This window comes from Campylobacter concisus (genome assembly GCF_002913765.1).
Classification (GTDB): domain Bacteria; phylum Campylobacterota; class Campylobacteria; order Campylobacterales; family Campylobacteraceae; genus Campylobacter_A; species Campylobacter_A concisus_BB.
Window position 1 is genome coordinate 60,100 of the sequence record NZ_PPCH01000008.1, and the last position, 20,066, is coordinate 80,165.

25 protein-coding genes are annotated in these 20,066 nt (G+C 38.8%); 9 read left to right on the forward strand and 16 right to left on the reverse strand.

Annotated features, from left to right (window positions below; translation table 11 throughout):
• Position 1 precedes the first annotated feature (1 nt).
• From rplV to rpsJ, 7 genes are read right to left on the reverse strand one after another with little or no spacing between them, the layout of a single operon-like run.
• Positions 2-334: a 50S ribosomal protein L22 gene (gene rplV / locus CYO89_RS02615; protein ID WP_002941544.1), complete on the reverse strand. Its 333-nt coding sequence runs from the start codon at positions 332-334 to the stop codon at positions 2-4.
• Positions 335-345: 11 nt separating this feature from the next.
• Positions 346-627, reverse strand: coding sequence for a 30S ribosomal protein S19 (gene rpsS, locus CYO89_RS02620; protein WP_002941639.1), 282 nt, complete (start codon positions 625-627; stop codon positions 346-348).
• A gap of 2 nt (positions 628-629) precedes the next feature.
• The gene (rplB, locus tag CYO89_RS02625) at positions 630-1,463 is read right to left on the reverse strand and encodes a 50S ribosomal protein L2 (protein ID WP_103597036.1); all 834 of its coding nucleotides are present in this window, start codon (positions 1,461-1,463) and stop codon (positions 630-632) included.
• Position 1,464: 1 nt separating this feature from the next.
• Positions 1,465-1,746: a 50S ribosomal protein L23 gene (locus CYO89_RS02630; protein ID WP_002941535.1), complete on the reverse strand. Its 282-nt coding sequence runs from the start codon at positions 1,744-1,746 to the stop codon at positions 1,465-1,467.
• A 2-nt stretch (positions 1,747-1,748) separates the two neighbouring features.
• Positions 1,749-2,363: a 50S ribosomal protein L4 gene (gene rplD, locus CYO89_RS02635; protein WP_012140561.1), complete on the reverse strand. Its 615-nt coding sequence runs from the start codon at positions 2,361-2,363 to the stop codon at positions 1,749-1,751.
• Complete coding sequence (gene rplC, locus CYO89_RS02640) at positions 2,360-2,938, reverse strand: 50S ribosomal protein L3 (RefSeq protein ID WP_002941563.1); 579 nt, start codon at positions 2,936-2,938, stop codon at positions 2,360-2,362. Before rplC ends, rplD begins: the two co-directional genes overlap by 4 nt.
• A 20-nt stretch (positions 2,939-2,958) precedes the next feature.
• Positions 2,959-3,267, reverse strand: a complete 309-nt coding sequence (rpsJ, locus tag CYO89_RS02645) for a 30S ribosomal protein S10 (RefSeq protein ID WP_009295257.1) — start codon at positions 3,265-3,267, stop codon at positions 2,959-2,961.
• Between the two features lie 363 nt (positions 3,268-3,630).
• Between rpsJ and CYO89_RS02650 the strand changes: the two genes are divergently transcribed.
• The 3 genes from CYO89_RS02650 (at position 3,631) to CYO89_RS02660 (ending at position 6,214) form a co-directional block, all read left to right on the forward strand.
• Positions 3,631-4,725, forward strand: coding sequence for an ATP-binding protein (locus CYO89_RS02650; protein WP_103597037.1), 1,095 nt, complete (start codon positions 3,631-3,633; stop codon positions 4,723-4,725).
• Between the two features lie 80 nt (positions 4,726-4,805).
• The gene (locus CYO89_RS02655; RefSeq protein WP_103597038.1) at positions 4,806-5,660 is read left to right on the forward strand and encodes an S-adenosylmethionine tRNA ribosyltransferase; all 855 of its coding nucleotides are present in this window, start codon (positions 4,806-4,808) and stop codon (positions 5,658-5,660) included.
• The gene (locus tag CYO89_RS02660) at positions 5,660-6,214 is read left to right on the forward strand and encodes a ribonuclease HII (protein ID WP_103597039.1); all 555 of its coding nucleotides are present in this window, start codon (positions 5,660-5,662) and stop codon (positions 6,212-6,214) included. The genes CYO89_RS02655 and CYO89_RS02660 overlap by 1 nt, the downstream gene beginning before the upstream one ends.
• Here the strand turns inward: CYO89_RS02660 and CYO89_RS02665 are convergent.
• From CYO89_RS02665 to CYO89_RS02690, 6 genes are all read right to left on the reverse strand, one after another.
• Positions 6,206-7,783 carry a DUF4153 domain-containing protein gene (locus CYO89_RS02665; protein WP_103597040.1) on the reverse strand — a complete coding sequence of 526 codons (1,578 nt, stop codon included), beginning with the start codon at positions 7,781-7,783 and terminating at the stop codon, positions 6,206-6,208. The genes CYO89_RS02660 and CYO89_RS02665 overlap by 9 nt on opposite strands.
• A gap of 92 nt (positions 7,784-7,875) precedes the next feature.
• Complete coding sequence (frr, locus tag CYO89_RS02670) at positions 7,876-8,433, reverse strand: ribosome recycling factor (protein WP_002941557.1); 558 nt, start codon at positions 8,431-8,433, stop codon at positions 7,876-7,878.
• On the reverse strand, positions 8,423-9,382 hold the full coding sequence (locus CYO89_RS02675; RefSeq protein ID WP_103597041.1) for a polysaccharide deacetylase family protein: 960 nt from the start codon (positions 9,380-9,382) through the stop codon (positions 8,423-8,425). Before CYO89_RS02675 ends, frr begins: the two co-directional genes overlap by 11 nt.
• Before the next feature lie 2 nt (positions 9,383-9,384).
• A complete protein-coding gene (gene secG, locus CYO89_RS02680) occupies positions 9,385-9,714 on the reverse strand; it encodes a preprotein translocase subunit SecG (RefSeq protein WP_021087232.1) in 330 nt (109 codons plus the stop codon).
• A gap of 62 nt (positions 9,715-9,776) precedes the next feature.
• Positions 9,777-10,160, reverse strand: a complete 384-nt coding sequence (locus CYO89_RS02685) for a thiamine-phosphate pyrophosphorylase (protein ID WP_103597042.1) — start codon at positions 10,158-10,160, stop codon at positions 9,777-9,779.
• A complete protein-coding gene (locus CYO89_RS02690; RefSeq protein WP_002941542.1) occupies positions 10,153-10,851 on the reverse strand; it encodes a Bax inhibitor-1/YccA family protein in 699 nt (232 codons plus the stop codon). The genes CYO89_RS02685 and CYO89_RS02690 overlap by 8 nt, the downstream gene beginning before the upstream one ends.
• Before the next feature lie 172 nt (positions 10,852-11,023).
• On the opposite strand from CYO89_RS02690, the gene CYO89_RS02695 reads away from it, so the two are divergent.
• From CYO89_RS02695 to CYO89_RS02710, 5 genes are read left to right on the forward strand one after another with little or no spacing between them, the layout of a single operon-like run.
• Positions 11,024-11,668 carry a carbonic anhydrase gene (locus CYO89_RS02695; RefSeq protein WP_103570701.1) on the forward strand — a complete coding sequence of 215 codons (645 nt, stop codon included), beginning with the start codon at positions 11,024-11,026 and terminating at the stop codon, positions 11,666-11,668.
• On the forward strand, positions 11,661-13,505 hold the full coding sequence (locus CYO89_RS02700) for a mechanosensitive ion channel domain-containing protein (RefSeq protein ID WP_103570702.1): 1,845 nt from the start codon (positions 11,661-11,663) through the stop codon (positions 13,503-13,505). Before CYO89_RS02695 ends, CYO89_RS02700 begins: the two co-directional genes overlap by 8 nt.
• A gap of 10 nt (positions 13,506-13,515) precedes the next feature.
• Positions 13,516-13,674, forward strand: coding sequence for a hypothetical protein (locus tag CYO89_RS10300; RefSeq protein ID WP_021086372.1), 159 nt, complete (start codon positions 13,516-13,518; stop codon positions 13,672-13,674).
• Positions 13,675-13,720: 46 nt separating this feature from the next.
• Entirely contained in the window at positions 13,721-14,815 is a 1,095-nt protein-coding gene (locus CYO89_RS02705) for a GGDEF domain-containing protein (protein WP_103597043.1), read from the forward strand.
• On the forward strand, positions 14,808-15,857 hold the full coding sequence (locus tag CYO89_RS02710) for a GGDEF domain-containing protein (RefSeq protein ID WP_103597044.1): 1,050 nt from the start codon (positions 14,808-14,810) through the stop codon (positions 15,855-15,857). The genes CYO89_RS02705 and CYO89_RS02710 overlap by 8 nt, the downstream gene beginning before the upstream one ends.
• Before the next feature lie 25 nt (positions 15,858-15,882).
• On the opposite strand, the gene CYO89_RS02715 is transcribed toward CYO89_RS02710, so the two are convergent.
• Genes CYO89_RS02715 through CYO89_RS02725 form a run of 3 tightly spaced genes read right to left on the reverse strand, consistent with a single transcriptional unit; the run spans position 15,883 to position 18,712 of the window.
• On the reverse strand, positions 15,883-17,166 hold the full coding sequence (locus CYO89_RS02715; protein WP_103597045.1) for a TRAP transporter large permease: 1,284 nt from the start codon (positions 17,164-17,166) through the stop codon (positions 15,883-15,885).
• 11 nt (positions 17,167-17,177) lie between these two features.
• Positions 17,178-17,720, reverse strand: a complete 543-nt coding sequence (locus CYO89_RS02720; protein WP_103597046.1) for a TRAP transporter small permease — start codon at positions 17,718-17,720, stop codon at positions 17,178-17,180.
• A complete protein-coding gene (locus CYO89_RS02725) occupies positions 17,720-18,712 on the reverse strand; it encodes a DctP family TRAP transporter solute-binding subunit (RefSeq protein WP_002941552.1) in 993 nt (330 codons plus the stop codon). Before CYO89_RS02725 ends, CYO89_RS02720 begins: the two co-directional genes overlap by 1 nt.
• A gap of 470 nt (positions 18,713-19,182) precedes the next feature.
• Between CYO89_RS02725 and sodB the strand changes: the two genes are divergently transcribed.
• Positions 19,183-19,800 carry a superoxide dismutase [Fe] gene (gene sodB / locus CYO89_RS02730; protein WP_103597047.1) on the forward strand — a complete coding sequence of 206 codons (618 nt, stop codon included), beginning with the start codon at positions 19,183-19,185 and terminating at the stop codon, positions 19,798-19,800.
• The last annotated feature ends 266 nt before the right edge of the window (positions 19,801-20,066 follow it).

A 20,066-nucleotide genomic window follows, 5' to 3' on the forward strand; every position in this document is an offset into this window, starting at 1 on the left:
ATTATGCTTCCTTCTTTTCAGGTTTAGATACTTCTACCATTACATGAGAAGTAGGTTTGCGAATTTTGCTCGCTGTTCCTCTTGCTCTTGGTCTAAATCTCTTTAATACAGGACCAGCATCAACGCGGCAACTAGTTACTACAACCTCTTCTGGCTCAAATCCGCCATTTGCTACTGCTGAGCTAATAGCGTTTGCTATAAATTTAGCACCACGATTTGGCATAAATTGCAAGCTTGCAAGTGCTAGCTCGGCATTCATACCTTGAACTTCTCTTGCTATAAGTCTTGCTTTTGTAGGAGAAAGTCTTACGAATTTTATAATTGCTCTACTCATATCATCTCCCCTTACTTGCCGATTTTCTTTTGCACTGAGCCTTTGTGACCCTTAAATGTGCGTGTTGGAGCAAATTCGCCAAGTTTATAGCCTATATGATTTTCTGTAACATATACAGGAATAAAGCTCTTGCCATTATGAACGTTAAATGTTAGTCCAATCATTTCAGGTACAATCGTGCTACGTCTTGACCAAGTCTTGATTGGTTTGTTATCGTTTGCATTTTTTGCGGCAATAACTTTTTTCATTACATGATCATCTACGAAAGGACCTTTTTTGAGTGATCTTGCCATCTCTATTTTCCTTTCCTTCTTGAAATTATAAGCTTATCGCTAGATTTTTTACGGCGAGTCTTAGCACCTTTAGTTGGTTTACCCCATGGAGTAACTGGGTGACGGCCTGAATTTTTCTTACCTTCACCACCGCCGTGTGGGTGATCAACTGGGTTCATAGCAGAACCACGTGTTTGTGGGCGGATACCACGGTAGCGATTACGTCCAGCTTTACCTATAGTGATGTTAGCCCAGTCTTCGTTGCCAACTACACCGATACTTGCCATACACTCAGCTAGTACTTGTCTCATCTCGCCACTTGGCATTCTTAAGATAACATACTTCTCTTCTTTACCCATTAGCTGAGCATAACCGCCAGCTGAACGAGCTATCTGAGCGCCTTTGCCAGGTTTTAGCTCTACGTTATGAACGATAGTACCAACTGGGATAAATCTTAATTTCATAGCGTTGCCTGGTTTAATATCTAGTGAGCCCTCATCGATAGATGCGATAACGTCACCAACATTTAGGCCATTTGGTCTAATGATATAGCGTTTTTCGCCATCTTTGTAAGCTATAAGAGCGATACGGCAGTTTCTGTTTGGATCGTACTCGATCGCTTCAACTTTACCTTCTATACCAAATTTGCGACGTTTAAAGTCGATGATACGATAAAGTTTTTTTGCACCTGCTTCTTTATGTCTTGAAGTTATACGACCATTATTGTTTCTACCGCCAGTTGCAGGTAGTTTAACAAGCAAGCTTCTAACGCTTGGTTTAGCTGTTATATCTTCAGAGCTTAGTCCAGTCATATATCTACGACTAGGTGTATATGGTTTATATGATTTTATAGCCATCTTACGCCTCCGTATTTTCTAGGCTTACGCCTTCAGGTAACTTAACGTAGAATTTCTTTATCTCGTCACGTTGGCCTGCTCTTCCTCTAAAACGCTTAACCTTGCCGCTAATTCTAAGTGAATTTACGCGAACAGGCGTTACTCCAAAATACTCTTGTAAAACCGCTTTTAAGCTGTTTTTTGTAACTCTTGGTGAAGTTTGGATAACAACAACGCCTTGTTCTTGAAGGCCTAGAGTTTTTTCTGTATAAATAATTGTTTTGATATCAGTTATATCCGCCATTTTTAGCCCTCTTTTGTTATAGTTTTTAGTGCAGCTTTTTCAATGATAACCGAACTAAATGTAGAGACAAGATAAGCATTTACCTCATTTGCATCTACTACATAGCAGTTTGCTAAATTTCTAAAAGCAAGTAGTGTTTTATCGTCTAGTAAATCTTTAACGATAAGCGCGTCTTTTACTTTTAAATTTTTGATGATATTAGCTGCATCTTTTGTCTTTCCAGACTCGATTGAGATGCTATCTACTGCGAAAATTTTACCATCTTGTGCTTTTACTGCCAAAGCGTACTCAAGAGCTAGTCTTTTTTGTTTTTTATTGACTTTTTGAAAATAGTTTTTCTCGTTTGTTGGACCAAATGCAACTGCACCGCCTACCCAAACGTTAGTTCTAGTTGAACCCGCTCTTGCACCACCACGTCCTTTTTGTCTCCATGGTTTTTTACCACCACCGCTTACAAAAGCACGGCTTTTAGTATGAGCCGAATTTGCTCTTATACCAGCAAGGTAAGATTTTACATAAAGATATAGGTTGTGCGGATTTACTTCAGCGTAGCTTGCAGGAAGCTCTAACTCGCCTGAATTTTCAAATTTATCGTTTAGTACGTGAATTTTACTCATTTTACAATCCTTATTTTACCCATTGCACCATTGTGACCAGGAACGCAACCTTTTACAACTACGATGCCATTTTGAGCGTCAAAGCTTATTAGCTCGTTTTTAACAGTAACTTTCTCATTGCCCATGTGTCCTGCCATTTTCATACCTGGTTGAACACGACCTGGCCATTCGCAGTTACCAATTGATCCGTGGCGTCTATGGAAACGTGAGCCGTGGCTTTTTGGACCACCACCGAAACCATGTCTTTTTACCACACCTTGGTAGCCTCTACCTTTTGAGTTAAAGCTAACTTTTAAAATTTTAGCCTCATTTAATGGTGTAAAGTCTAGGTTTCCAACTTCGCTATTAGCTACTTCAAGCGTAGCAAATTTGTTAAATTCTGCTGTCAGATTGTATTTCTTTTGCTGACCAGCGATAGCTTTGTTGTTTGCTTTAGTGTGGGCATACGCTACGATAGCACGTTTGTTTTCGTCGATCTCACATACTTTAGCCTCAACTAGCTTAAGTAGTGTAACTGGCGTACTCTTCGTGGCAATCGTTCTACTCATGCCTATTTTTTCTACAATATATTCCATACTCTTATCCTTTTGTCCGCTTATTTCATCGCACGAACTTCGACATTAACTTCTGGAGCTAGGTCGAGTTTTGTTAGGCTATCTACAGTTTCTGGAGTAGCAGCTACGATGTCAAGCATACGAGCGTGTATTCTCATCTCAAACTGCTCACGTGAGTCTTTGTTGATGTGTGGAGATTTTAAGACTGTATAGCGTTTGATCTTTGTAGGCATTGGTACCGGGCCACGAACGTCGGCACCTGTTCGTTTGACAGCTTCTACGATTGCTGCAACAGTGCGGTCTAGAACTCTATGGTCGTAAGCTTTTAGCTTTAACCTGATTCTTTCCATGTGTTTTCCTTTAAAAAGAACTTGTCGCAAACTCGCGACCTCTTTACATCAAAATAACTCGCATAGGATCAAGCGATCGTACGAGCAAGACATAGGTCTTTCGTAAAGAGATAGGGATTTTACAAAAAAGCTATTATAGTTGTCAAGAAAAACGCTATTTTTTGTTGAATTTTGATTAATTATTTCCTTTTGATAAGGAAGGTATCTTGCAAATGGAGAATTTATTTTTCAAAAATTTTATAAATTTATAGTCTAAAATTTTATTTTATATTTCTAAATTTTGTTTATTTTTTAAAATTTAACACAATATTTTCCTTTTTAAAAGGAAGTGGCTATAATTTCAAAAAGCCAAAAAGGTCAAATTTGAAAAGTTTAGAAACGCTCTATCAAGCGCCCATTAAAAATGCAAAATTTATCCCCAGAAAATATGAGATCATCTCGCCAAAGACACTTATCATTGGTGCCGTATCAAGTGGCAAAACAGCCCTTGTTTATGAGTTTTTGAGCCATTATAAAAGTGAGGAGAGGCTTTATATAAATTTAGACGATATAAGGATAGATAGAGCCTCGCTCTTAGCAAATTTAAAAGAGTTTTTAGAAAAAAATACCCAGATAAAGGTGCTCACAGTTGAAAATTTACAAGCCGCTGATCTTATAAATTTAGACTTTTTAAAGGGCGCTGCACTTGAAAATATCTTCCTTACAAGCAAGGAATTTTCACTCTCGCTTGAGGGCTTTGCACGTATAAATTTAAACTATCTTGACTACGAAGAATTTATACTATTTTTTAAGAAAAATTTAGACCAAGACCTGCTTTTTAGCTACTTTTTAGCTCATGGCAACGAGATAGCGAGCGCATTTTTGGACTCCAGCGAGGTCACATCTCACTTGCAGCAGCTCTTAAGAGCAAATTTAAACGAGCAAAGTATCGCCATCTTAAAAGAGTGCGCGACAAAGTGCCACGACACCATAAGCGCCTTTGGGATTTATAAAAACCTAAAAGAGCAGATGAAAATTTCAAAAGATAGCGTTTATAGCGCGATAAATTTGCTAAATGAGAGTGGATACGTGGAGTTTGTGCCAAATTTAGATGAGAGTAGCACGAGTAAGAAAATTTACTTTACAAATTTCGCACTTCGTAATGCTTTGTGCCTAAAAAAGGACTTTTTAGCTGTCTTTGCAAATGTCGTTTTTTGCGAGCTACTTAAATTTAAAGATGAAATTTACTACACAAAAGAGATCGATTTTTTCCTTGCCAAAAAGAAGCTTGCGATCATCTGCGTGCCATTTTCTGCGCCTGAGATCGTCTTTTTGAAATTTAAAAAACTCCACGCTAGCCTAAAAGAGCTAGGCGTTAGCAAACTTCAAATCATCAGCGTCGCAAACCAAGCCGAGCAAAGCATCGAGGGGATAAAGTGCGAGATCTTGCCATTTTCTAGGTGGAGCCTAGGTTTATAAATTTAAACTCTTTGTTTGATTATCATTTTAAAAGTCTAGGGATAAAATAGTTATAATCAAAAAAACTATAAAGGACGGACATGAGAGCATTTTTTGGGATCTTATTCATCGCTGCAAGCCTTTTTGGCTATGAGATAAACCACGAAAACTGGGCTAAATTTTATAAATTTAGTGGCGATGCAAATGGTGTGAAATTTGAAGTTTATATGAACTATTTTAAAGATGAATTTGAAAATTTCAAACAAAGCAAGAGCTTTAAAGTCCCAGCCAAGATAAGCGGCCACATCTTTTTTGACGGCGCAAAATACGACTATGAAAAGGGCTCTTTTGAGCAAAATGGCAGTGAAATTTCATCGCTAAATGCAGTCTCAGACAAGATAAATTTAGACGTTAAAAACGAAAATGGCGAGCTAAAAGGCAAGATAATTGTCAAAAACAAAGCCTACAACGCCACCGTAAAAGAAGAAAAAGAGTATGAGATCCTAAATATCGGCATCCAAATGACCGAGGCAAACGGCACGAGATATGAGGCGATCACTAACGATATCTTCGCTAAAGACTCAGCCAAAAAGTATAAAAACAAGCTTCTTGCAGAGTTTTACGACCTAAAAAGCGAGCGAAAAAAATGGCCAAATAGCCAATATGAGAGCCTAAAAGAGATCTACTACATCAACGACAAGATAAAGAGCGTTTGCACCTATAAAAATGAAAAAACAAACTGCGAGGTGATCTCACTTGCGACAAATAAAAAACTAAAGCTAAAGCAAATTTTTAAAGATATGAATAACGAACATCTAAAAGCAGTCCTTGCGACCGCTGGTGTGAGCGATAACTTCGTGCTTTCGCCACTTGGGCTTACATTTTTAAACGAGGAGCAGATCAGCGTGCCACTTGAGGAGCTAAAACCTTACTTTAGCGATGAAGTCGGGCTGTAATGGCTAAAATTTGCGGTATCGACGAGGCTGGACGTGGGGCGCTGGCTGGACCACTAAGCGTGGCTGCTTGCGTGCTAAATAGCGAAATTTCAGGCCTAAACGACTCCAAAAAACTAACCGCAAAAAGGCGCGAAGAGCTCTTTAAAGAGATCACAAAAAGCTCAAATTTCCTCATCGCTTACTTCTCGAATGCCCAGATAGACGAGCTTGGGCTAAGTGAGTGCCTAAGGCGCGCGCTCAAACTTTTCAAGGCGCATTTTGAGGACTTTGAGATCATCTATGACGGAAATTTAGACTACGGCGTTGGCATCATGACGATGATAAAGGCTGACGGCAAGGTCGCTGGGGTAAGCGCTGCTAGCATATTAGCAAAGGTAAGCCGCGACCGCTTGATGAACGGCTGGGATAAATTTTATCCAGCATACGGCTTTGCAGGGCACAAGGGATATGGCACAAAGTCGCACCTAGATGCCATAGCTAAATTTGGCTACTCAGACTTTCATAGAAAAAGCTTTGTCATAAAGCCAAAACTAGCTCAAAGCTCGCTATTTTAGCTGCGCATCCTCAATATAAAAAAGCACGCTTGCGCCATAAAATTTATAAACTCCGTTTTCTTGCACGATTTCCATAGAGCGCAGAACAAAGGCGCGCTTGCCAACTTCAAAGATCAAAAGCTTCTCTTTTAGCCGCTCAAAGACCTCAGCGCCAAAGTCGCCATCTGGCTTTAAATTTAGACTTGCGAGCGCCTTTTCTAAGTGCTTTTGCATATCTATGCTAACGCTTTCATTATCTAGCTGCATGACGAGCTCATCGCCATTTGTGCTGCTTGTAACTACGCTTTTTATGGTCGCTTCTTTGACGTTTATGCCGATATTGCCTAAGTTAATGCTAAATATCTGCCAATTTTTCTGCTCAGCCACCTCAAGACCCACTATAAATTTTTTATTTTCTAGTGCAAATTTATCTCCATTTTCTACTAAAAAGTCAAATTTATCTTGCAAAAAGTAGAGCTTCTCTTTGTCTATCTTGCTCACGTCGCCGCTTAGCGAGCCGCTACTATCAAGTAAATTTAGTGCCCTTAGCTCTCTTAGCAAAAGCTCTTTTTGAGAATTTAGCACAAGCTGCTTCGTATCAAGGACAAAATGGGTGAAAAATATGCCAAATATCATGAAAAACGCTAGAAATTTATAAGAGAAGTTTCTAAGAAATATCATCACAAAATAGCTCAAATTTGCAAATATCACGCAGGCGATGAGATAGATCCTAGCCTCGCTCAGGCCATACTCGCCGACCCTATGCATGACGCCCCACCAAAGCATTATGCTAGGCAAGATGACAAAAAGTGGCAAGAGCTTAAAAATTTGATCATAAATTTGGCTTTTAATTAGTAAATTTAGCCCTCTTAAAACAAAGCCAGCGATCAAGCAGGCAAGCACGATATAAGCCACCCCGCCTCGTGGCAGCTCGAGCAAAACAAGCCTATAAATGCAGTATAAATTTAAAAGCGCCACATAGATGATGAGCACCGGATTTAGGATGAAATTTATGACGATCTTGATGAAATTTAAGAGCCTATACTCGCTAAATTTGCTCTCAAAAAAGATAAATAGACAAGGCAGAGCAAAAGAGGCCAGTGTCAAGTAGAGCCTTTGCGTCCTATGGCTGGTTAAAAGTTCTAAATCAAAAAGGTAGTTAAGCCCTGCATAAACAGCCACAATGCCAAGAAAAAATAGGTGAAAAAGGGCAAATGAGATGAGTAAATTTAAAAGTCTTGCTAGGCTCCCTCTTATAAATTTCTCATTATCTTTGGCAAAATTTAAAGAGAATAAAAGCACAAAAGCTATGAGATAAAGTGCTACAAGATCGCTAGTATGACCGCTTAGTTTTAGGCCAAAAAAGTAAAGACTAGCTCCAAATATCAAAAAGTATAAAGGGAGTAAAATTTCTCTTTTATTTAGGTAGATAGCGACCAAAAGTAGCGGCTCAAGCAGCCAAAAACCTCTATACTCATCCACTATCTGGCTGGGGCTAAGAAAAATGGTAGCTAGAGAAAAAGCCAAAATGGTAAAAAGTAAAATTTTCTTATCGGCAAATGCGATTTTTAACTCAGTGGCGATCTGCAATGTCGTCCTTTAAAGGATGAAATTTAGCCACATTACGTGGCTAAAAAGTGAGGGTTTAGAAATTTGCAAGGGGTGCAAATTTCTAAGTAAATTTAAATTTTTAAAAGCTCGGCTTCTTTCTCTTTTACGAGAGTGTCGATCTTTGCGGTGTATGTGTCGGTTATCTTTTGAACCTCATCTTGACCCTTTTTGCTCTCGTCTTCTGTTATAGCTTTGTCTTTTTCAAGCTTTTTGACCTCGTCGTTTGCGTCTTTTCTTACGTTTCTGATGCTAACTTTGGCCTTTTCGCCCATAGCTTTTGCGTGTTTTGCATTTTCTTGGCGTTGCTCGACGGTCATCGGTGGGAAAAATAGCTTAACGCTCTCGCCGTCGCTGTTTGGATTGACGCCGATATTTGCAGCTTGGATGGCTGATGAGATCGCTTTTATCATGCTCTTTTCCCAAGGCGTGATAGCGATAGTTGAAGCGTCACTTGTAAGCACGGTGGCTACTTGATTAAGCGGAGTTGGCGAGCCATAATAATCAACCATAACGTTATCTAGGATGTTGATATTTACTTTGCCAGTTCTTAGCGTTGTAAAATCGCGTTTTAAAGAAGCGATCGCCTTTTCGCAACCCTCTTTTTGGGTATCGTAAATTTTATTTAGCATTGGTGTCCTTTATTAGAAGTTTTGTGCTTCTGTGATGATCTACTTTTAGCGACATTAACACTTTGCGTTTATCAAGTGGTGGGTTAAATTTACACTCAAAAACGCCATTTGTCATAGGTACTTTTCTAAAGCCGTCAAAGCCAGTCATGAAAAAACTGCCCTCACTTGCGTTTGTGTCAGTCTTGATGATGAGCTTGTCGATCGCATTGTTTTGCGGATAGCCCTCTGGAAATATCCACTGAGCATTTAAAAATTTACTATTAAAAGTTAGCGCTATCTTTGTGCCATTCATCACTGGCGTTCTATAAAGATCGAAAACATCGCTTTTATCTGAAACTGCGCCTGAGTTTTGATTTAAAAGTGCTAAAAAGCCAAATTCTTTTGCCAAAGAAACGACTCTACTATCGATCTCGCCGTAAGGGACTGCGAAGTATTTTGGCTTATAACCCATATGCTTTTCAAAGGTCTCAACGCCCTTTTGAAAGTCCTCTCTTAAGGCCTCATCGCTAAGTTTAGTCATCCTTGGATGAGCGTATGAGTGATAGCCGATCTCTCCGTAAGCTTCTAGCTCTTTGATCTGATCAAAGTCTAGATAATCACCATATTTGTTCGCGCTTGCCTCTACATAGACCATCAAAGCAAATGGGTAGTTATACTCTTTAAAAAGCTCAAGAGCGTTATTGTAAAAGCTTTTGTATCCATCATCAACGGTGATAACGATCCAGTTATCAGGGATCGGTTCGCCAGCATTTACCGCATCGACAAGCCTTGATAGCTTGACAACTTCGAAGCCATTGTTTTTAAAGTATTCAAACTGCTCTCTTAAATTTTGGATAGAAATATCTGTGCTAACGTGTCTTGGATCGTCAAAGCGGTGATAAACTAGGATGTGAGCGTCTGCCAAAGCAAACGTTAGCGTCAAAAGTGACGCTAAAAACGTTTTTATCATTGTTATTTTACTGGGTTTTGTGGTGCGCTAGGAGCTGCTGGCACGTCGTTTGATTTTGGTATGACTAGAGATTTGCTATCGACACTATCAACGATAGAGCGTTTTAGATCTTTGTTGTAAAAATATCCGAGTGCAAGTGTGTTTAGGATAAACAAAACGCCTACCACAAAGGTAAATTTAGCTAAAAACCCAGCTGGTCCTTTTGCTCCAAAAAGGCTCTCGTTGCTTCCACTGTATGCTCCAAGACCGATAGATGAGCTCTTTTGGAGTAAAACTGCGATCGTGATAACGACAGCTAGAACAAATTGCAAGATTAAAAATATTAAACTCACGAAATTTCCTTTAAATTTTTTAAATAGTTTGCGATTATACAAGAAAAGATTTAAATTTTTAGTTAAAGTTCTTTTTCAAGCTCATAAAGCTCGTATCTTATGCTTTTAAAAAGCTCGGCTTGCTCTAAACTTATAAGCTTAAAGCACTCTTCAAGCACGCGGGCGCTCTCTTGGGCACGCTTGAAATTTGCAGTGATGATCTCATCTAAATTTGATCTTTCTTGCTCGCTTTTTGTGCTGGTTTTTAAAACGTCGTTTTGTGAATTTCTAAATTTTAAAAATTCTTTTTGTGGGATCTTTGCCTTGTGGCGGAGGGACTTTATCTTATAGGCGAGCTTAGCGTCATCAAAAACATATCTTTTTATATCTTCAACGACGCGAAGCCCTTCTTTTAGCCTATTTAGATTCGCATCTATCACTCGGTAGATGCGCTCGTCATTAGTCATTTCTATTAAAAATGCCTAAAATTTGTAGTAATGATGTAAATAAATTTACAAAATCAAGATACAAAGCAACAGCACCCTCAACCGGCGTCTCGTAGTTGCCACGGATGATATTTTGTGTATCAAAAAGTATGTAAGCACTAAATAAGATCGATGAAATACTTGCGATTACAAGTTGAAACATCGTGCTTTTAACGAAAATGTTGATGATCGCTGCCACAACGATAACTATCAAAGTTATAAATAGCATCTTACCCATCGTTGTAAAGTCGCGTTTTGTATTCATCGCAAAGACGCTTAATGCACCAAATGCAACTGTCGTCAAACCAAATGCTTGAGCTACGATACTAGCGCCACTTGGCATAGCAAGGATCGCTGAAAGTAGCGGAGTTAGCGTAAGACCGCTTACAAATGTAAATGCGAAAAGAAGTATTAAATTTAATCCCTCTTTGCGTTTAGCTGCCATTAGCCCAAAAAGCAACACAAACTCAAGTATCACAAGTCCCCAAAACAAAAATCTATTTGCCGCAAAGACGCCAGCAATGCTAATGCCTACATAAGCGCCAGCAGTAGCTGAAAGTAGTGATGCCGCAAAAAGTTGATAAGTTTGTTTTATAAAGGTGCTTAGTGAGCTTTGAGAATACGCAAGCTCTTCTTGATTTTGCTTAGCGTAGTTTCTATCATACAAACTCATTTTTTTCTCCTTATGAATTTTTGTGGTGAGTTTAGCCTAAAATAATTAAACAATATATAAAAAGAAGTTTAATAAAAAATATTAGTTTAAAGTCCGTTTTAGAGGGCATTTTTTTGATTAAATAAAAGTTGCTATAATCGCGATAAAAATATAAAAAATGGAGATAAATTTTATGGATGATTCAATACTTGAAGGTGCAGTAAAATTTATGGAAGATGACTTTTTAGAGCACGAAGAGCTCTTTAAAAGTCTGCAACACAAGCAAGATCCACACACGCTTTTCATATCATGCGTGGATTCAAGGGTCGTGCCAAATTTGATAACAAACTGCCTACCAGGCGAGCTTTTTATGGTGCGTAATATCGCAAACATCGTGCCACCATATAGAGTGAGCGAAGAGTTTTTGGCGACTACTTCGGCGATCGAGTATGCGCTTGAGGTTTTAAATATCAAAAATATCATCATCTGCGGCCACTCTGACTGCGGCGGATGTGCAGCACTTTATGTGGACGAAAAGAAGCTAAAAAACACTCCAAATGTTAAAAACTGGATAAAACTAATCGAGCCAATCAAGCGCGAAGTGCTCAAATTTACCAGCGATGACCCAGCTAAAATGGCGTGGCTGACCGAGAGGCTAAACGTTATAAACTCGATCGAAAATATAATGACCTATCCAAACGTGAAAAAAGAGCACGAAAGTGGCAACCTGCAAATTTACGGCTGGCACTATATCATCGAGACTGGTGAAATTTTCAGTTACGATTTAAAAGAGGGTACGTTTAAGCTTTTAGCGGACAGAAGGGGCGAAAATGCGTAAATTTCTAGCCATCATCCTGCTTTCTTTCATAACTCTTTTTGGCGCTGATAACAACGTAACACAAGAAGACGATATCATCAGCATAACAAATCAAATTCAAACCATAAACAGCCAGATAAATATCATAAAATCTCAGCAAAAAGACTTAAACGCTTCAAAGGTTGATAACTCAAATTTGATCACTCTTCAAAAGAAAAAGAGCGCTCTTTTAGAGAAAATTCCGACCTATGTTATGCAGATCGAAGTTACACAAAGCGATATCAATAAGTACAACCTGCAAAAAGAGGCGCTAGAGAAAAAGGTAGCCAGACTTGAAAAGCAGTCAAACAAGGACGCTTATATACAAAGCGCCATCGAGCTTGAGAAGATGAAGGTAGACTACGCCTACTACTCAGCGCTCATTAGCCTTGAGGAGATATTTAAAAAGGGTGCTAAGGCAAATTCTATCAAAGAGGTAATAGACGGCGGACTCTTAAATTTACAAACAAATTCCTACGTCAGCATAAAGGAGCTAAAAGACTCGCTAAATGAGACTTCAGGCTCGTACGACGCGGCATTTATGGACCTTGAGCTAAAAAAAGAGACGCAGGAGGAAATTTTAACCTACCTTAAAAATAACGCCGATCTTCTAAGCTCAAGCATGCTCTTATCTGAGCTAAATTTAGTCGATACGGTGGACTATATAAACAAATCAACAGCTGTAAATCCAAACAAATTTAACCTTGGCAAGATAGTTGTTATCGTTGCGATATTTTTATTTTTCGTCTCGCTAACTAGAATTCTAGCCAAGCTCACCTACTGGGTGATGTCGCTCATCGCTTCAGGCGAAGGGGTCAAAGAGGCTAAAGATCAGATCGTAGATATCGTGAAAAAGCCGATCTCTGCGCTTCTTATCATCTACGCGCTAAATATCTGTATCGGCGTTGGATTTTACCCAGTGCCAGTGCCGCTTGTCGTAGCAAATATCTTTTCTATCATCTATATAGTCGCATTTTCATGGCTTGTCCTCACCATACTAAATGGCTACGGCATCGCTATACTCGACAAGATCGCGCAAAAAAGCAAGCGTAAAGAGGTGATAAACCTAGCACTAAAAGTGATCTACGTGATCGTGCTAATCATCACACTTTTACTGATCCTTCAAAAGCTTGGCTTTGATATCTCAGCACTCATCGCCTCACTTGGTATCGGTGGTCTTGCTGTTGCCTTCGCTGCTAAAGACATCATCGCAAACTTCTTTGCATCTGTTATGATGCTCTTTGACAACTCATTTTCACAAGGCGACTGGATAGTTTGTGGTGATATCGAGGGCACAGTCGTTGAGATAGGATTTAGAAAAACAACTGTTAGAAGCTTTGATAACGCCCTTATCTTCGTGCCAAACTCAAAGCTAGCAAGCGATCCTGTTAGAAACTGGAGCAGAAGAAAGGTCGGCAGACGTATAAGAATGGTTATTGGCATCGAGTATGGACCAACTACAGAAGAGATCAAAAAATGTGTAAATGACATCAAAAATATGCTGATAAATCACCCTGATATCGCTAAAAGCGAAGATATCGCAGCTAATAAAAGAGGACTAAAATATAGACAAAACATAGTCTCAGTTGATGACTACGCTGGATATAAGTCAAATTTATTTGTCGTGGTTGATGACTTTGCTGATAGCTCGATAAATATCCTAGTTTATTGCTTTGCAAAAACTATCGTTTGGGGCGATTTTTTAGACGTAAAACAAGATGTAATGCTAAAAATTATGGATATTTTAAAGCAAAATGGTCTAAATTTTGCATTCCCAAGCCAAAGCTTGTATATCGAAAATATCAAAGATAAAATTTAAGGAGAGAAAAATGAGTGATGATTTTGACTACGAAGAGGTAGAAGAAGACTACTCTGAATTTAACGACGAGGATGAGGATAGTGGCGATAGCTATGACTATAACTACGACGAAAATGACTACAACTATGAAGATAGCGATGAGGATGAGGATAGTTACGACTCGTATTAAAATGATCTAAATTAAATTTAATGGATGAAATTAACGGAGAGAATGCTTGGTACAGGAATTTATAGAGCAAGATAGCTATAAGGCTATCGATGACATTTACAAAACGATATTAAACGTAGCGATAGCAAGTAACGCCTTTGTCTTGATCGTGCTGTGTGGTTTTTACTTTGACCTAACGATCATTTTTATCTGTTTTTTATTTCTTTCTATTAGCGCTGCTTTAAGGATTAGATTTAATATCAAATACAGATTTTTAATCTCTGCCATCTTTCAGCTAAATGTCATCACCGCAGTTATCGCTGGCGTTGTTGGCATGGGCTGGAGCTCTAATATATGGATAACACTCCTTGGCGTTATCTTTATAAACTACTTTTTGGCTTTTAACCAAAGACTTCTAACATACTCTGTCTGCCTTCTTGAGCTATTTGTCCTTTTGTGGCTATATCTTACATATAAAGATAAAGTAGTTGAGATAGACACCATGATACAAATAGGCTCAACCTGTATAAGCGTTTTCTTTACTTTTTACTTGGTCTTTAGGCTTTCGTTTTTCTCTGATGCGATCACATCTAGTGGCTACAAACAGATCAGCGAAGAGAAAGAGGAGATAGAGAGAATTTCTAAGTATGACTTTTTAACCGGTCTTTTAAATAGACGCTCTATTGAAAGAACTCTTAGATATGAGCTAAAAGAGCTTAGAGAAAAAAGCAGTGACGCAAATTTAGTCGTTATGCTAGGAGATATAGATAACTTCAAAAAGATAAATGACACCTACGGACATGACTGGGGCGATAAGGTCTTAAAAGAGATCGCAAGGGCCTTGCAAGATACTTTTAGAGAAAATGACCACATTTGTAGGTGGGGTGGAGAGGAATTTCTAGTTATCTTGCCTGAAGTTAAAACCGAAGACGTAAAAAAGGTAGAAACCAGACTTGGCACAAGGATAGCGCAGGTAAAGTTGCCTGATAAGAGCTCAGTAACCATGACCTTTGGTCTAGTCCTTTGCGCAAATGGCGTTATAACTGATATCGACACAGTCATAAACAAAGCTGATAAAAAGCTATATGAGGGTAAGAAAAATGGCAAAGACCGCATCGAGTATGAGATCATGAAGGCAAATAAGGACAAAGACAATGCCTAAAATTTCACTTTATATCTCACAAAAGATCATCGTCTTTTCACTTCTAGCTGTACATACTTTTTACCTAGTTATGTTCTGCATCATGGGCGAAGAAATTTTGGCTGTGGCAAACATCCTATCTGTTAGCATATATCTTTTTGCACTAAAGATACTCTTTGATAGCGAAGAGAACAACAAGATCGTGATGCTCATATTGCAAGTAGAAATTTTACTCCACGCCTCACTTTGCGTCTTTATCCTTGGTCTAGGCTGGGGCTTTGAAATTTTATTTTTAACATCAACTATTAGCCTCTTTTTCTTATCAGTTAGCTTTAAAATGTTAAGCAGAATTATCTCTTTGCTAGATATCGCGGCATTTTTATTTTTTTATCTAGTGATAGATCTACCAGCAAAGGACGATCCTTTATACAAAGAGATATTTTTTGTATTTAACCTAACTGCATCTTGTGTGTTTGCTGTCTTAACATCATTTTTGCTAGAGAGCTCAAATTTATTTATATTCTTAGGCATCTTAGAAGAGAAAGAGTCCGCTAAAGCTGTCTTTAACCACGACCCACTAACTGGACTTTTAAACCGCGCCTCAATGCAACAAATTTTTAGACAAAAAAATTTATTCGACGGCAATGACTTTGCTATCGTGATGTGCGACATCGATAACTTTAAAAAGATAAACGACACCTACGGACACGGCGCAGGCGATGAAGTGCTAAAGAGCCTTTCTAAAATTTTCAAAAATGCTTTTAGAAATGAAGATAGGGTTGCGAGATTTGGCGGCGAGGAGTTTTTGGCTGTTATATTTGACGTTAAAAAAGCAAAAGCAGTTAGCATCTTAGAGCGTATCAGAGAGACGCTTAATCAAAATGTCGTTGAATTTGAAAACCACAGAATAATAGCTACTATGACCTTTGGCGTCGTGGCTCACAGTGGCAACACTGAGGTAAATATCGAGCGTATGATCAAGCAATCTGACGAGCTACTCTATGTCGGTAAGCGAAATGGTAAAAATATCGTTATGAGTGCGGATTACGATCCAAAAGGATAAATTTAGAGGCCTAAGCCTCTAAATTTTAATGCCCATACATTATGTTTGGTAGCCAAAGTGAAATTTGCGGTATATAAGTAACCAAGATAAGGCCAAAGAACAAGGTCAGCGTCCATGGCAAGCACGCCACGATGACCTCTTTTAAATTCATATTTGTAAGACCGCTTGCGACAAATAAATTTAGTCCAACAGGCGGAGTGACCATACCTATCTCCATATTTACAACCAAGATGATACCAAAGTGTATAGGATCAACGCCAAGTTGCGTAGCTATCGGAAGCAAGAGCGGCACCATGATCATGATAACGCTTGAAGGCTCCATAAACTGACCCATGATAAAGAGCAAGATATTTACAAATATCAAGAACCCTATCATGCCGATATTTGCGTCAAGTATCATCGATGCGATCGCTTGTGGGATCTGCTCGCTAGTTAGCAAATATGCAAAAACAACGGCATTTGCGATGATGAAAAATATCATAGCTGTTGTAAGCGCTGAGTCTAGGCAGATATCCCAGAGATCTCTTATCTTTATATCTCTGTAGATAAAAAGCGAGATAAATAGCGCATAGACCGCACTTGCTGCAGCAGCTTCAGTCGGAGTGAATATGCCTCCATAAATTCCGCCAATGACCACAACAACGATAAGTAAAGCCCAAAATGCTTTTGCAAATTTCTGCACTCTTACTTTAAGTGGCTCAGCCTTAGTCGCTTTAAATCCAAGCTTTTTTGCGCCTACATAAGTTTGCACGAGCATAAAAGCTCCAAGCATAAGACCAGGCACGACGCCCGCCATAAAGAGCTTGCCGATACTTACCTCAGCAGTTACGCCATAAACTATCATAACAACTGAAGGAGGGATCAAAATTCCAAGCGAGCCAGCCGTAGTTATGCCGCCCACTGCGTACTCTTTTGGATAGCCAGCCTCTTTTATCGCTGCAAACATAATTGAGCCAATGGCTACAACCGTCGCAGGCGAGCTTCCAGAGACCGCTGCAAAGATGATGCAGGCAAATATCGCACTCATAGGCAAGCCACCTGGTAAGTGTCCGACCATAGACTTTGCAAAGTCGATGATACGCCTTGCTGAGCCGCCTTTACTTAGTAAATTTCCGGCCAAGATAAACATCGGTATCGCCATTAGCGAAAATTTATTGATACCATCAAAAATTAACTGTGGGATCGTAGCGATGTCGATATCTGTAAAAAATATCATCGTTAAAACGGTACTTGTGCCTAGCGAAACCGCGACTGGCACGCCTATTAGCATCAGTGCAAAAAGCAGGATAAATAAAAATGCTATTGTCATCTTTTTTCTCCTTAGTCTTTGACTACGCTACCATGAGCTAGCTCGTGCGCTTCGTTGCTTACGACCTTTGCTGCAGGAGTTAAAGCTACTTTGATAGCCTTTTCAGCCGAGCGGTAGCTAGCTGTGATAAAGGCTATTGGAAGCACCAGCATAGGGACCCATTGAGGTATGCCAAGGTCTATTATCATCTGCTCGATCTCGTGTAAAATTTTAAGATAATCAACCGAATAAACCGCGATAAATATCAAAAAGACAGTCGTTAATATGTGCGAAAAGAGCAGGCATGCCTTCGCGAGCGCTGGTGGAAATTTCTCCACCAAGATAGTTACGCTCACGTGGATGCCCTTGTTAAAGCCATACGCTGCTGCAAAAAACGCCGACCAAATAAATAAGTAGTTTGATAGCTCGCTCGCCCATGACCAGCTTTTGTCAAAAAAGTATCTAGCCACGACGTTGGCAAAGGCTAGTAGCGTTCCACTAGCTAGCCCTAAAACGGCGATAGTCTTATTGAGCGAGACTATCAATATATCAAGAGCGTTAATGAAATTTTTCATTATTTTGTCTCGATTGTTTTTTCTATAAGCTCTTTGCCGATGACGTCGTAAAATTTAGGATAGATAGCCTGCATAGTCTTCTCCCACTCAGCTTTTTGTGCGTCGTCTATCTTGAAAATTTCTAGCTTTTTAGTCTCTGCTATATATTTTTCAAGCTCAGCTATGACGTGAGCGTCCTCTTTAGCTGTCTCTTCTCTCTCGTAAGCTGTAGCTTCGCTTAGAGCCTGTTTTACATTTGCTTTTAGATCATCTGGTAGTTTGTTCCAAAATTTATCACTCATAACGACTAGATAGCCTAGATATCCGTGGTGTGAAAGCGTAAGAGAGCTTTGAACCTCGTGAAATTTAGAGTTATAGAAATTTGAAAGTGGGTTTTCAGTCGCATCAACTACGCCTTGTTGAAGCGCAGAATAAACCTCTGAAAATGGCAGAACTTGTGGGTTGCCACCGATCGCTTTGATCTGCTCTTCAAGCACTTTTGAGCTTTGGATTCTAAATTTTTGTCCTTTTGCATCTTCTGGCACAAGGATAGGTTTTTTGCTTGAGCTAAAGTGCTTAAATCCAGCATCCCAGTAATCAAGCGCCACAAAGCCTTTCTTAGTCACAAGACCTTTTAGCTCCTCGCCAACTGCGCCATCTTGAACCTTGTGAAGGTGGTCTGCATCTTTAAAGATGAAAGGCAGGTCAAATAGCTGAAATTGCGGCACGATAGGTGTAAATTTAGAAAAACTTGGAGCTGCCATTTGAACGTTGCCAAGTTTTAGCGCGCCAAAAACTCTATCGTCATCAAGTAGCTGTGCTGATGGGAAGACTTGAACTTTTATCTTGCCGCCACTTAGCTCTTCAGCACGCTTTGCAAAAAAGTCAGCTGCCTTGCCCTTTGGCGTAGAAGCTGCGACAACGTGAGCAAATTTGATCGTATAGACCTTATCCGCACCAAATGCTAAGCCACTGATGGCACATGTAAAAAGTAAAGCTTGTAAGAATTTCATCTTTCATCCTTTGTAATAGTTTTGATAGGTGCATTATAAATTTCAAAAATAAAAATTTAGAAATTTTGTTTCATAAATTCACATATCTTTATTTTTATATGTGTATTTTTGTAACATTTTTGATCTAAAAAGGGTAGTTTTTGCTTTGTAAATTTAACGTAAAAATTTATTTATCATTTTTATAGTCTATTTTTGTTACGTTTCTACACATATTTTTATATTATTTTTTACATTTAGAGAAATTTAAATTTACTTTTCTCTCTTTTGCAAAGCTAAATTTGCTCTTTCAGGATATAAATTTTCACTCTTATAACCACAAATTTATCAAGCAAATTCGCTCATCTTTTATAAATGAAAAATTTAGCTTTTATAAAAACGCCCTATTTTTAGGATAAATTTTGAAAGATTTTGTTTGTTAATCTTTTGTGGCTATAATGCGAAATAACAAATTTTATTATTAAGGAATTATTATGTTTGAACTAAGAAAACTTCCGTTTGACGCAAACCACAACGCAGTAGTAAGTGCTAAAACCTGTGAATACCACTATGGCAAGCACCACGCGACCTATGTTGCAAATCTAAACAATCTCATAAAAGATACAAAATTTGCTGACGCATCATTTTATGAAATTCTAAAAAATAGCGAAGGCGGCCTTTACAACAACGTCGCTCAAGTTTATAACCACGACTTTTACTGGGACTGCATCGCTAAAAAAAGCGAGATGTCAAGCGAGCTAAAAGCTGCGATCGAGGCAAATTTTGCAAACTTTAAAGAAGAGTTTTTAAAGGCAGCTACAACGCTTTTTGGCTCAGGCTGGGCGTGGCTTGTATTTGACCCAAGCAGCAAAAAGCTAGAGATCGTGCAAACTAGTAACGCAAAAACTCCAGTGAGCGACGGCAAAGTGCCACTTCTAGTCGTTGACGTTTGGGAGCACGCTTATTACATCGACAACTTCAACGCTCGTCCAAAATACCTAGATACATTTTATGAGAACATAAACTGGGAATTTGTAAGCCAAGCTTACGAGTGGGCGCTAAAAGAGGGCCTTGGCTCAGTTGAGTTTTACACAAAAGAACTACACAAATAATACATGGCGGGACTTTCCCGCCTTTAAATTTCTGCTTTTTACTCAAATTTAACTATCAAATTTATCATTTTAAAAGAGCGCAAACACTTTTTTGACAAATGACCTTTTTATAAATTTAAAATCAGCATGAGCTAACTCATCTTTAAATTTCTGCTTTTTCTAAAATTCAAAATCATCAAATTTCTAAGCAAAATCACTTTTTGAAAGATAATGCGATTTTAAACAGCTCAAATTCTCGTTTTTACAAGTGAGTTTTCTTAAATTTA